Genomic DNA, 13,469 nt, shown 5'->3' on the forward strand with positions numbered 1-13,469 from the left:
GGATCGCATGACTTGGGGCGTCGAGGATTTGACGAAGAGGCGGCGGATATTCGACACACCCGCCGCCCATGGCGGGTCAACGCGGCGTGTTGAGGATCGGCCGCCCTGGCAGGGCCCGCACGTCGAGTTTGCCGTTGTCGATAACGACGGCGCCGTTCACGATGACATAGTCCATGCCGACTGAGAGGGCGCCCGGCTTCCGTTCAGTGGCGACGGCGCGAACAGCGACGGGATCGAACACGAGCAGATCAGCATCGGCGCCAACCTTCACCCGCCCCTTGGCGCGCATCATCGGGACATGGCGCTCCAGTTCCAGAGCCGGGTTCAGCGAGGCCGCGCGGAAGACGTCCATCATGTCCACCAGCTTCCACTCCATCACGTATTTTTGGATTACGCGGGTGAAGTTGCCCGCCGAGCGCGGGTGAGCCCAGGCGTCGGCCGGGAGGGGCCAGAGATCGCTGGGCAGCCGGTCACCTTTGAAATTGGTCCAGGGCATGGCGTCCGAGGCCAGGGTCCAGCCCGGCGTTCGTATCCGGCGGGCCGTTTCCTCCCGCAGCCTGACATCGTTATCGTCGGTAAGCTTGTGCAGGTTGATGATGAGGGCGTCCGGATCCTTCGCTTGGATTTCCGCCAGTTCCTCAAATGTGGTGACGTGCCGACCGTAATAGAGAAGGTCAGGCGTCTTCCCCATCTTCTTCATCGCCTCCGGACGCATGAATGGCGCGCCCACGAAAGTCGACCCGGTCAGCAGCCCCTTTGTCTCCGGCGTGATCGGCGCGCCGGCCTTCATGGCTCCGGCGATCAGCTCCATCTGGGCGGGGCTGTTCCAGTAGACGTGCATGATGTGCCAATGAGCGCCGGTCGACACCGCGTTCGCTATGACCTCCTCGGTCCCCGAAAAGTCAGGCGTAGTGCTGCGAATGTGGGTGAATATCTCGGCATTTCGCCGGGCCGCCAGCTGCGAGACGGCGAACACCTCTTCCGCCTGGGCCCCGGGCATGTAACCCAGCGCCAGGCCGATGCCGGGCGCACCCTGATCGAGCCCCTGGTCGAGTAAGGCCAGGATGCGCTCGACCTCCGGCGCCGTGGCCGCGCGCTGGCCCTCTTCATTAAGACGCGCCTTCTCGCCGCCCTTCCATGTTCCGTCGACCTCGACGCCCGCCAGCACCACCGCGCGGGCCAGGTTCCAAGAAACCGTGAAGCCGTAGTTCGTCGCCCGGCCTTCCTGGGCAGCGTTCCGGTAGGCCTTGTCCACGGGGAACTGGCCGGCCTCGGCCTCGATGGCCGTGGTGACGCCATCGAAGGCCTGCACCCGTCCGGCCAGCAGCGACTGCCCGTGCGCATGCAGATCGATGAAGCCTGGCCCCACGATCTTGCCCTTGGCGTTGATCGTCCGAGCGCCTGTAAGCGCACCCTCGGAGATCGCAGCAATCTTGCCATCCTTGACTCCGATCGTGCGCACCGCACGTAATCCGGATTCAGGGTCCATGACCTGACCATCGGATATCACCAGATCGTACCGCTCCGCGGCCGTGGCCGGCGTCGTTAGCCAAACGCATCCCAAAAGACCTGCCGCCAACACCCACTTCATGCCCGTCTCCAATGTCTGGCGCGCCGCGACCGCGACGCTAGGTTTAAACTTTCAATGCGCCTGCCCGTTTGGCCCGCGGCCGACGTCGAACAGGCCCTCGTCGATCGCGGTGAGCGCGAAGCTCCGAAGCGGGTCGCTGCGCGGTTTGGTCTGTGCATTGGCCAGGACGACGAGTCCGAAGCGACCTTCCGGGCAGAACAGGCACAGGCTGCTGTAGCCGCCGCCTCCAGACCCGTGGGCCAGGATCCTCCGGCCGGCGCGGGGCAGGACGAACCAGCCTCGCGCCACCTGCAGACCCGCTGGATATCCAGGAACGCCGATCTTCACCGACAGGGGCGCTGTCAGGGTCCGGACCATCGCCGAGGAGACCATGCCCCGGCGACCCGACCGCCCCTCGGACAGGTGTGTCTGCACAAGGCCCAGCAGGTCGTCGGTACAGGAGAAGAGGTCGCCGACAGCGAATCGATCCGGGGCGATCAGCAGATCGGCACGCGGCCGGGTCACGCCGACGCCGTCCGCAACATGGGGCGCCGCCAGCCCGGTGGGATCGACCGTGTCGATCCCGAACGTCGAACGGCGCAGGTCCAACCTGGAGAACAGCCCCCCACGCATCGCCGCGGCGAACGGAGCCGCGTCGAGCGTCTCGATCACCGCCGTCAACAGCAGCAGCCCAAGCCTGCTCGGAGCAAATCCGTCGCCGGGCACGAACTGAAGCCACACCCCGGAAAGATCGACACCTAAGTCCAGCTTGACGGGGCTCGAGCCCGCGCCCGGCGGGACATCGTCGGGCAGCCCGCTACGGTGGGTGAGAAGGTGGTCGACGGTGGCTCCGACAAAGCGGGGATCTCCGACTCGCAGCCCCGGCAGCAGATCGGCGATCGGCTGGTCGAAACTCAGGCGCCCCTGCTCGACATGGCTGGCGATCGCCATCGCCAGCAACGGCCGATAAGCTGCGGCGGCGCGAAACACCGTCTGGTCCGTGGCCGCCGCGCCGCCCTGGCGCAGCACACCAAGCGCGCCCTTCGAGACCATTCCTCCGCCGCGAACAACGCCATAAACCAGGCCGGGCGCGGCGAGATCTCTCTGAGCCTGCTCGGCGAGCGCCCGAACGCGGAACATCGGGTCATCTTTCGCTACCACGGGCAGCGCGGCCCAGGCCGTCGCCGTCGCCGTCGCGATGAAAGTTCGGCGCTTGATCATTGGCCGCCTGAATCCCGGACATTCGCCGTCAGCTCCGCCCGCGCGAAGAGCGCGCTGGAGCCCCCATGCGTCGCATCTAGGCGACGCAGTGTGAAATTGACTCGTAATGCAATGCACTTTCAATCGATTTTTGCGTAAAAGAGTGACGCACTTGTCAGCGGCATGGCTCCCAGACTTTAAGCAATGGCCGGCTAGTCGCGCCGCGACGATGACACGACGCGAACTTCGAACCCTGCACAACCCTAAGATTTACAAGGAGGAGGCAAGGGTAGCGCCGAACATTGGCGCGTCATCTTATCATGCGTTTTACAGCGCACATTGCAGTTGACTATCCATCAAAAAGTGATCAGCGTACCCGTCGAAAACGCCATTAAGGCGTGGCGATCACGTTGACTGGTGATCGATCGAGGCTGAGCGCCTCTGACCTTGCGACCCGCATCTGCGGCGTCGGATCCGAAACATTAGGGGTAAGGCATCATGAACACCGTGGAGACCACACAGCTTGAATTGAGGCTCCGGCGACGCGCCCTGACATCAGGACTGCGCCCGACCGCGGCGTCCGTGATCGCGCTCACCGCCGCGCTCGGCGGCGGCCTGGTCGCCTCGCCGGCCCTGGCCCAGTCGCCCTCCAGCGAGCCCGCGACGGTCGACACCGTCATTGTGACCGCCTCGCGGGTGGACCGCGCAGGTTTCACGGCCCCTACCCCCACGACGGTCGTCACCGCTGAGGAATTCGCCCTACGCGCTGTCACCAGTGTCGCCGACGGGCTCAACCAGACCCCCGCCTTCTTCGCCAACACCACGCCCGCGACCGGCGGCAATCAGCGTTCGAACGGCAACGCCAACTATTTGAACCTCAGGGCCCTGGGCGCGAACCGCACCCTGGTGCTGGTGAATGGCCGCCGGCATGTGCCGACGACCTCGGGCGGAGCCCTCGACATCAATCTGATCCCTCAGGCCCTGATCTCGCGCGTCGAAGTGGTGACGGGGGGCGCCTCGGCAGCCTGGGGCTCGGACGCGGTGGCCGGAGTGGTCAACCTGATTTTCGACGACAGGCTGGATGGCGGTCGCGCCAGTGTGCAGTATGGCGTCAGTAGCCGGGGCGACAATCGTGAGACCAAGGCCACCCTGGCTCAGGGCTTCTCCTTCGCCCAAGGACGCGGCCACGCTGCCATCGCCGGAGAGTGGTATCGCAACAGCGGCATCCTGGACCAGCAGGATCGCAACTGGGGCCGACAGGAATGGCAGATCGTCAACAACGCCAACGCGACGGCGACCAACGGCCAGTACCTTCGCCTCAGAAGCCCCTACGTCCATCAGTCGGGCCGCACCGAGAGCGGCCTCATCCTGAGCGGCCCCCTAGCGAACATGCAGTTCGGCCCGGGCGGCGTATTGCAGCCGTTCAGGCTGGGCCAGGTGACTGGCGGCGGGTTCATGATCGGCGGCGACGGCATCAACCAGGGCACCGTGACGTCATTGGTCACCCCCGGCGAACGCAAAACACTCTATGCAACCGCATCCTATGAGCTGACCCCGACGATCAAAGGCTCTGTCGAGGCGTCCTATGCGCGGATCGAGTCCAGCAACGACATGCTGGCCTCCTTCAGCACTGCGCCCTACCTCATCCGAGTCGACAACCCGTTCCTGCCGACGGCGGTGCGCAACCAGATGATCGGCGCCGGCCAGACCCAGCTTCAGGTCGGTCGGATCAACACCGATTTCGGGTTCATCGTCGCCCACCCCGTCAATGAGACCAAACGGATCGTCGGCGCCCTCGATGGATCTTTCGGCGAGACCTGGAAATGGTCAGCCTACTACACCTACGGCCAGAACTATTCGCACGATCGGACCGAGAACAATCTGATCGTGGGCCGCGCCATCGCGGCCATGGATGCCATACGCGATCCTGTCTCCGGCCAAATCGTGTGCCGCTCGGCTGCGACGGCGCCGGCCTGTGTTCCGCTGAACATCGTGGGCTACGGCGCGCCCTCGGCGAGCGCGATCAACTATGTCACCGGTACCACCGAGTCATGGACCACCAACAAGCAGCAGGTCGCCGCGTTCAGTCTCACCGGCGAACCATTCTCGAGCTGGGCCGGCCCCGTTTCCGTGGCCCTTGGCGGCGAGCTCCGGCGAGAGAGCATCAAGAGCACGGCCGATCCGATCTCGGTCGCCAACGGCTTCCTAGTGGGGAACCCCAAGAACCTGTCAGGCAAGTACGACGTCAAAGAGGTATTCCTCGAAACCGTCGTCCCCCTGATCGCCGACTTGCCGTTCGTCAAGTCCTTGGACTTCAACGGGGCCGTGCGCCTGACCGACTACAGCAGCAGCGGCTCCGTCGTGACCTGGAAGGCCGGCCTCACCTATCAGATCAATGATGCCGTCCGGCTGCGCGGCACCGCGTCGCGGGACATCCGAGCCGCCAACCTCACCGAACTCTACCAATCCTCCGCCACCAGTTTCGCGACCATACGCGACCCTCGGCCGGGCAGCGGCGCACCCGCCGCCTTGGTCAACAACGTCACCGGCGGCAACCCCAATCTGAAACCAGAGGAAGCCGACACCTGGACGGTCGGGATCGTCCTGTCGCCCAGCGCCATTCCCGGGCTCAGGGCGTCGATCGACTACTACGACATCGATATCCAGGGCGCGATCGGGGCCCTGAGCGCCCAGTCGATCGTCGACCGGTGCTTCACCGGCGGCCAGACGGCGCTGTGCCCACTAATTACGATCAATCCGGCGACCAACGCCATCACCCGAACCGACGCGTCCTTCCTCAATCTCTCCGAGACAATCACCCGGGGCGTCGACGCGGAGATCAGTTACACCCGCCAGATCGCCGATGGTGATCTGACGATCCGGTTGCTTTCCACTTATGTCGCCAACCTGATCACCAACGATGGCGTGTTGTCGATCGACCGCGCAGGCCAAGTCGCCGGTCAAGGCGCCGACGCAGGGCTGCCGCGCTGGCGCAGCACGGCGACCGTGGCCTATCGGCGTGGCCCGCTGGCGCTCTCGGCGGCCACTCGATACGTCGGCGGCGGCAAGGTCGACGTGACCTACACTGGGCTGGCGATCAACGACAACTCCGTAAAGAGCCGCACTTATCTCGACCTCTCGGTGGAGTACGCGCTCGGCGAAGGCGACACCCGCGTGAAGCTGTTCGGCGCCGTCAACAATGTGTTCGACAAGGACCCACCCCTGGTCGGCACCACCTTCCAGGCGCCGTTCTACACCAACGCCGCTCTCTATGACGTCGTCGGACGGTTCATCACCGTCGGCCTGAGGGTCAGCTACTAGCTACTCTAGAGATAGGCGCGGCCACCGCTTGCGGTCGCGCCTCCCTTGCCATGAGGCGACGGATTCCTTCTCGGCCGCGGGCGCTCAGCGCTCCAACGGACCTCCCTGAAGGGCGACGGCCGGAACGCTACGGCGCTCCACATCCGACTCCCGAAAAGTAAGTTTGATTGATCGTCGCACTTTCCATTATTGGATTGCGTCAGACTGGCCCGATTCCATCAGGCCATTGAGCACGAAGCACCCTGACGCCCCCGCAAGGAGCGACCATGAAATCGCCGAGCAAGACCACCACCCCGGGCAAGACCGACCGGCCGCCGCCGCCCCTGGCCCGAACCGAAAGCGAGCGCGTCCTGACAGACTTCGAACAAGCGCTGATCTGCGCCTCGGAAGCGTTCTATCGATTCGCTGGCGTGGTCCTCGGTCCCGTCGGGGCGAAGCACAAACTGACCGGCCATGAGAACGTGATTTTCCAGCAGTTGCTCTTCACGCCCAATCCGCGCAGCGTCAGCGAGCTGAGCCGTTTCAGCAATCGCGATGACATCTCCAACATCCAGTACAGCCTGAGAAAGCTCACAGCCGCCGGCCTCATCGAGAAAGTGCCAGGGAGCACCAACCGCGACACCCGATATCGCCCGACGCAGGCCGGGCGGCAGCTCACCGAGGAGATCGTCGCCAACCGCCGTGAACTGCTGATTTCGCCCAGCAGCGGGATCACCGACGTCCAGGCCCAGCTCAAGGCGGCGACGGACGCCATGTCCCTGCTCACAGGCCTCTACGACCACGCCTCGCGGATGCTGACCGGCCGCCAATAGCGCTATAGATCTCGCGACCGCGCTTGCCTCATCCGACGATGGCGCAAGCTGCGGTGCGCTTCGCTTGACTCATCGAAAATACAATGCACTCTGCATTGAATAACAGTGCTGTCACAAGGCGACATTATGGCTGAGTCCTTGCAACCCGACGCCCGACGGAATGGGACCGGCGACACCTCGACTCTGCGGCGGACCCTGGGGCCCGTCCAGCTCATGGTGCTGGGCATGGGCGCGATCATCGGCTCCGGGATATTCGTGGCCACCGGTGTCGTGGCGGCTACGCACACCGGACCTGCCATCGTCATCTCGTTCCTCGTCGCCGCAGCCGCGTGCCTCTGCGCGGGCCTCTGCTACGCCGAGTTCTCTTCGATGGTCCCGGCTTCCGGCAGCGCCTACAGCTACGTCTACGTCGCCTTCGGCCGCACCGCCGCCTGGATGATCGGCTGGTGCCTCGTGTTGGAATACCTGATGGCCGGATCAACGGTCGCGGTGGGCTGGTCCGGCTACTGCAGCGCCTTCTTCAGCTCGCTAGGCGCGCCCCTACCGGCGATGTTCACCTCACCGCCCTTTGCGCTTTCTCGGACGGGAGAGCTCGTCGCGACGGGTGCCGTCATCAACGCGCCGGCAGTGATCCTATTGACCCTGCTCACCCTGATCTCGCTTGGCGGGGTCAAGCTGTCGATCCAGGCCACCAGCGTGCTGGTGGCCATTAAACTCGCGGTGCTAGCGCTGTTCATTTTCGGCGGCGCATTCTATGTAAGCAGCCAGAATTGGAGTCCATTCCTGCCCCCCAACACTGGGGTGTTCGGCGAGTTCGGCTGGTCGGGCGTCTTCCGCGGCGCGGCGATCGTTTTCTATGCTTTCTTGGGGTTCGACGCGGTCTCGACCGCCGCACGGGAGACCTACAATCCTCAACGGACGGTGCCGATCGGCATCATCGGGTCCCTGGCCCTGGCACTGGTCATCTACATGGCGTTCTCCCTGGTCCTCACTGGCCTGGTTCCGTATCCCACCTTGAATGTCTCCAGCCCCGCAAGTTTCGCCTTGGAGCACGGCGCGCCGAAAATGCTGTTCCTGCGCGCCGCTGTGGAGATGGGCGCAGTGCTCGGCCTTACCTCCTCGCTCATGGTCGTCCTCTACGCGCTCAGCCGAGTGCTCTACGCCATGGCCCATGACGGGCTACTGCCGTCAATCTTTGGACGGGTCGGGCGGAGGACACGCGCGCCATATGCCTGCATCACCGTATGCGGCCTGACGGCTTCGATCGCCGCCGGGCTCTTCCCGGTCGACGCGCTTAGCCAGCTGATCTCCATCGGAACCCTCAGCGCCTTCATTATGGTTTGTGCCGGGGTGCTGGCGCTGCGGATCACCCACCCGGCGATGGAACGTCCCTTCCGGACGCCTTTCGCACCGGTAGTCTCGATCGCCGGGATCGCAATCTGCGGCTATCTGATGGCCAGCTTGCCTGGCGCGACCTGGGCGCGCTTCGTGGTCTGGCTGGCGCTTGGGGCTGGCATCTACCTGTTCTATGGCCGGCATCGCGTCCGGCCAGCGGAACCGTCGGTCGCGACCTGAGGTCGTTACCAGTCGATGACAACGCCCTTCTGGAGCCGCCCGGCCTCGCTAAGCACGAAGTCGGCGGCGACGATGTCCTGGACCACTAGGCCAAGGGACTTGAACAGCGTGATCTCTCCGGGACCTTCACGTCCGGGCGCGAGGCCTTCGATCACCTCGCCGACGGAACCCAGCAGATGGCGCTCGTCGATCAAGCCGGCCTCGATCGCCCGGGTGAACTCGCCCGAGAGGCTGAGCGCGCCTTCCCGGGAGTCGTAGTAGCAGCGTGCGCCGGCGATCACTCGCCCCTCGACCTCCGCCTCCCGAGGCGTGCTCGCCCCCACGAGGTTCAGGTGCTGGCCAGCGCGCAGCCACTCCGCTTGATAGAACGGCTCGGTCGCCGATGTGGTGGTGCAGACGACATCGCTGTCCGCGGCTTCTTGCGGATCGAGAACAGCCTCGACCGGCCGGCCGATACGGGCTGATTGCGCGACGGAAAAGGCCTTGGCCTTCACCGGGTCACGCCCCCAAATACGGATGCGATCGAAGGTCCGGACCAACGACAGGGCGGCGACGTGCTGTGCGGCCTGTTCGCCATATCCGAACACCCCCAGGCTGGCGGCATCGGGACGGGCCAGCAGATCGGTCGCGACGGCGGTCGAGGCCGCCGTCCGGATCGCCGTGATGGCGGTCGCGTCGATGATCGCCCTTGGCGCGCCCGTCATCGTGTCGAACAACAGCACCATTCCTTGGTGGGCGCCGAACGCCGTACCGAAGTTCCTCTCGAACACCGAAATGATCTTCGCGCCGTACCAGGTCGGCGCAGAGGTGTAGCCGGGCATGACCCCGAGCAATCCTTCGACGCCCGGAGCGCGGACCCCAATACGCACCGGCTGGACCGCCTCCTTGCGGGCAACCATCGAATGAGCTCGCCGCATAAGTGGAAGACAGCTTTCCATGGTCAGCAGCTCGCGCACGAGCGCCCCGTTCACGACAGTGACCCTCATCGGGAGCCCTCACTCAGGATTTGACAAAAGGTCGCCGGATCGATGTTTCCCCCGGACAGCACGGCGACCACATTGCGGCCACCGGTCTTCGGGGACATCGCTGCGGCCAGCGCCAAGGCGCCGGCCCCTTCGACGATCAGGTGATTGCGCGTCGCCAACAGCCGCAGGGCCGCCCTGACTTCGTCGACGGAGACCACCACCACGTCGTCCACGAGGTCGTTCAGCAGCGGCCACATGGCGTCGAGGACCGACGTCGAGCCGACGGCGTCGATAAAAGAAGGCGTCCGCTCGATGGCGACCGGACGGCCCGCGCGTTTCGCCGCGGCCAACGGCGCGGCGCCCTCGGCCTCGCAAGCCACCAGCCGAACCGGGCGACCGAGCGCGCGGAACGCCAACGCGATCCCGATGGCCAGACCTCCGCCCCCGATCGGCGCCACGACGGTGTCGAGTTCCGGCCAGTCCGCCGCCAGTTCCAGTCCGATGGTGCCGTTGCCGCGGATGACCGCCGGCTCGCAGACCGGATGGATAAAAAGGCCATCATCGGCGCCGGTCTCGCGGCTCAGCGCGATCCGCATCCAGGCCTCCGGTGTCTGGGGGACCAGGGTCACGCCCAAGGCGCGTAGCGCCTCGAGCTTGACCGGACTGGCGCTGTCCTGGATGTGGGCGGTCAGCCGCACCCCCCGCGCCCGCGCGGCCAGCGCGAGCCCCTGGGCGAAATTTCCGGCGCTAACCGTCGCGATCCCACCGGAAAGCTGCTTGTCGCTCAGGGCGGCTAGGGCGTTGGCGCCGCAGCGGACCTTGAACGACCCAAGCGGCTGAAGGTTCTCCGCCTTCAGCCTGATCGCCCGTCCGCCCTCGTCCGAAAACGGGATCAGTGGCGAGCGCAGGGCCAGACCCGCGATGCGCTCGGCCGCCGCCTCGAAATCGCCGAGCGAACTGTTCCAGGTCGCCTCCTGGAAGGCCGGAGCCCAGGGCATCTGCGGGTTCACTCTGCCTTCTCCAGTCGATCTGCGGCCAGGACGGTTCGGTAGTCTCAGCGGCCAAACAAGTCTAATCAAGGTCCACTTTGTCAGGCGCTGAGTAGACTAGTTCATGGACCTGCATATCGACCTCGATCGCGCTGCCAGCGCGACCCTGCCGCATCAGATCGGCCGCGCGATCATCGAGATGATCTGTAACGGCACCCTGATCGAGGGAACCCGCCTGCCGGCCAGCCGCCTGCTGGCGGAACGTCTGGGCGTGGCCCGGCTGACGGTCGTGGAAGCCTATCAGTGGCTGGCCGACCAGGACTATGTGGCCGCTCGCCGTGGATCGCGCACGGTCGTTCAGAACGTCCAGCCCCTGCTCGCCAATCCTGACGATCATATCCACAGGATCTCACGACCTCGCCAGTTGCTTCCCGCGACGCCCAAGGACGTCTTGATCGACTTTCGCGCCGGCCGCCCGGACCTGGCCTCATTCCCCCGCAAGCGCTGGGCCGCTGCGCTGGCGACCGCGGCGCGGACCCTTCCGCCCGACAGTTTCGACTACGGCGACCCGCTCGGCCATCCGCCCCTGCGTCGCGCCCTGGCGGCCTACCTACAGCGCAGCCGCGGCTTGAACGTCGACCCGGCCAATGTCGTGATCACGGCGGGGAGCGCCCAGGCCGTCGATCTGGTGCTGCGGGCACGCCCCGACCATCGCGAGATTGTGCTGGAGCACCCGGGCCACCTTATCGTGCAGCAGCTCGTGGCCAACCATCGGGTCAGCGTCCGCGAGACGCCGGTGGACGAGGACGGTCTGCGGACCGACCTGCTCCCGCAAGATGCGACCACTCCCCGCGTCGTGCTGGTCACCCCCAGCCATCAGTTCCCGACCGGCTGCCGCATGTCCCTGGCCAGGCGCCGGGAGTTGATATCCTGGGCCTCGCGGACTGGGGCGCTGATCATTGAGGACGATTACGACAGCGAATTCGCCTATGACGGCAGGCCTCCGGTGCCATTAGCGAAACTCGATCGCGCCCAGCATGTCGTCTATATGGGCACCTTTTCCAAAACCCTGGCCCCCGCCCTCCGCCTAGGCTTCATGGTTGTGCCAGACCCTATGATCGAGGCGATCACCGCGCTGAAGATCTGGGTCGACTACGGCGGCGGCGCCCTGCCCCAAGAGGCCATGGCGCAGTGGATCGAGAGCGGAATCTTCGAACGCCATCTTCAGCGGATGCGCCCAATCTATCAGGGACGCTATGATGTGCTCACTCGTGAACTCACGGGCCGGCTGGGCGACCGGGTCCGGTTCGCGGCCGCGCGGGTCGGGATGCATCTGATGATCTTCGTCCGATCCCCGATGGACACGGTCGAACTGACGAGGCGCACGCGCGCTCGCGGAGTTGTCATCTACCCGCTGCCCTTCGAGAGCGCTACCCAGGCGCCCGACGAGATCGCGATCGTTCTCGGGTTCGGAAACCTCTCCGAACCCGAGATCGTGACAGGGGTGACCGTCCTCGCCGAGACAATCATCGGCGGGATGGGCCCGGGCTAGTAGGCTTCGTCCGGGTCGTCGAAGACGAGGGCGAGTTCTGCCCTACCGGCATTGTCGCCCAGCGCAACGGTTTTGGCCTCGCTCGAAGGGTTGGGCGGGAAGGCCTGGCGCTGGCCGCCGAGCTTGATCACCGCCCCCCGACGCATGACGAAGGCGACCCGTTCCAGGCGGGTGATGTCTTCCAACGGGCTGCCCTGGACCGCGACCAAATCGGCGTCCTTGCCAACCTCGATGGTTCCGATCGTGCTCGACCGACCCAGAAGGTCGGCGCCGTTCACGGTCGCAGCCTTGATGACTTGCATCGGCGTCATTCCAGCCGCGACCATCAGCTTGAATTCCCGCGCGTTGTCGCCATTCTTGGAGACGCCGCTGTCGCTTCCGGTGGCGATCTTCACGCCGCCCATGATCGCGCGCCGGTGGTTCGCCTGGGCGACCTTGGCGGTGGCCTCGGCCTTTTCCAGCACCGCCGGCGGACGGTCGCCGCGCCGGGCCTGCTCAAGCGCCGTGAAGGCGGCCAGCTCCGTCGGGACCAGATAGGCGCCGGTCTGCTTGAATAGCGCCACCGTCGAGTCCTCGGTGAAGGCCCCGTGCTCGATGGAGTCGACCCCGGCGCGGAGCGCGGCCTCAATACCGTCCTTGGCGTGGGCGTGGGCGCCCACTTTGCGGCCGAACATATGGGCCGTCTCCACGATCGCGCGCATTTCGTCATCGAACATCTGCCGGCCGACACCGCCGGCGACATTGCTGTTCACCCCGCCCGTGGCCGCGAACTTGATGACGTCCGCACCCATCGAGATCTGTTCGCGCACGGCGCGTCGACAAGACTCCGGTCCGTCGCAGAGGTTTGTGGAATTTGCGCGGGCCAGGGCGGCGTGGTCGCGGCTGAGGCCGTTCCCTTGGTCGCCATGGCCGCCGGTGACCGAGATCATGGACCCGGCGAAGACCACGGTCGGCCCCGGCAGGGCGCCCCGGTTGATGGCGTCGCGCAGGGCCCTCATTCCGTGCGGGTCCCCGCCCATGTCGCGCACCGTGGTGAAGCCCGCCTCCAGCGTCCAGCGCGCAGCTTCGGCCGCCAGGACGAAGCGATCCTCAAAGTCTCGCGTGGTCGCCTCCAGACGAGCCTTCAACGGATCGCCGGGGATATAGAGATGGACGTGCATGTCCATCAGGCCCGGCAGCACGAACTGATCCCGCAGGTCGATCACCCGCTCGCCATGGGTCGCGGTCGCAAAGCCGTCGCGCACCTCGACGACCTTGCCGCCCCGGACAACCACCGTCGAAGGGCCGCGCGCAGCCTGACCTGGCCGATCCAGAAGCTGGCCCGCCAGGACCAAGGTCGTGTCGCCGGCCGCGGGAGCCGTCTGGGCCTGCGCCGCAGCGCCCGCCAGCCAAGCCACCCCGAGCGCTGCGATAAAAATCGCCTTCATTGCGGTACCTCCTGGCCTGCCCGGTCGTACGCCTTGGCCGGCGTTCTGAAGGCGTTAG

At 65.8% G+C, this 13,469-nt stretch carries 9 protein-coding genes; 4 read left to right on the plus strand and 5 right to left on the minus strand.

Features of this window, described 5'->3' with window-relative positions; translation table 11 throughout:
• Window positions 1-76: 76 nt before the first annotated feature.
• Together V6M51_RS13190 and V6M51_RS13195 are read right to left on the minus strand one after the other, a co-directional pair.
• Window positions 77-1,591, minus strand: a complete 1,515-nt coding sequence (locus V6M51_RS13190; RefSeq protein ID WP_332767842.1) for an amidohydrolase family protein — start codon at window positions 1,589-1,591, stop codon at window positions 77-79.
• Between the two features lie 51 nt (window positions 1,592-1,642).
• Window positions 1,643-2,791 carry a serine hydrolase domain-containing protein gene (locus tag V6M51_RS13195; RefSeq protein WP_332767844.1) on the minus strand — a complete coding sequence of 383 codons (1,149 nt, stop codon included), beginning with the start codon at window positions 2,789-2,791 and terminating at the stop codon, window positions 1,643-1,645.
• Window positions 2,792-3,268: 477 nt separating this feature from the next.
• Between V6M51_RS13195 and V6M51_RS13200 the strand changes: the two genes are divergently transcribed.
• The 3 genes from V6M51_RS13200 (at window position 3,269) to V6M51_RS13210 (ending at window position 8,478) form a co-directional block, all read left to right on the plus strand.
• Window positions 3,269-6,091, plus strand: coding sequence for a TonB-dependent receptor domain-containing protein (locus V6M51_RS13200; protein WP_332767846.1), 2,823 nt, complete (start codon window positions 3,269-3,271; stop codon window positions 6,089-6,091).
• A 266-nt stretch (window positions 6,092-6,357) separates the two neighbouring features.
• Entirely contained in the window at window positions 6,358-6,903 is a 546-nt protein-coding gene (locus V6M51_RS13205) for a winged helix DNA-binding protein (protein WP_332767848.1), read from the plus strand.
• A gap of 126 nt (window positions 6,904-7,029) precedes the next feature.
• Entirely contained in the window at window positions 7,030-8,478 is a 1,449-nt protein-coding gene (locus V6M51_RS13210; RefSeq protein WP_332767850.1) for an amino acid permease, read from the plus strand.
• Between the two features lie 5 nt (window positions 8,479-8,483).
• On the opposite strand, the gene V6M51_RS13215 is transcribed toward V6M51_RS13210, so the two are convergent.
• A complete protein-coding gene (locus tag V6M51_RS13215; RefSeq protein ID WP_332767852.1) occupies window positions 8,484-9,449 on the minus strand; it encodes an ornithine cyclodeaminase family protein in 966 nt (321 codons plus the stop codon).
• A gap of 11 nt (window positions 9,450-9,460) precedes the next feature.
• Window positions 9,461-10,453, minus strand: a complete 993-nt coding sequence (locus V6M51_RS13220; RefSeq protein WP_332767853.1) for a threonine ammonia-lyase — start codon at window positions 10,451-10,453, stop codon at window positions 9,461-9,463.
• Window positions 10,454-10,556: 103 nt separating this feature from the next.
• On the opposite strand from V6M51_RS13220, the gene pdxR reads away from it, so the two are divergent.
• A complete protein-coding gene (gene pdxR / locus V6M51_RS13225; RefSeq protein ID WP_332767854.1) occupies window positions 10,557-11,984 on the plus strand; it encodes a MocR-like pyridoxine biosynthesis transcription factor PdxR in 1,428 nt (475 codons plus the stop codon).
• Here the strand turns inward: pdxR and V6M51_RS13230 are convergent.
• Window positions 11,981-13,411, minus strand: a complete 1,431-nt coding sequence (locus V6M51_RS13230; RefSeq protein ID WP_332767856.1) for a metal-dependent hydrolase family protein — start codon at window positions 13,409-13,411, stop codon at window positions 11,981-11,983. The two genes, pdxR and V6M51_RS13230, sit on opposite strands and share 4 nt — an antisense overlap.
• Window positions 13,412-13,469: the final 58 nt, after the last annotated feature.

Source organism: Phenylobacterium sp. (assembly GCF_036677185.1).
In the GTDB taxonomy this organism is placed as follows: domain Bacteria; phylum Pseudomonadota; class Alphaproteobacteria; order Caulobacterales; family Caulobacteraceae; genus Phenylobacterium.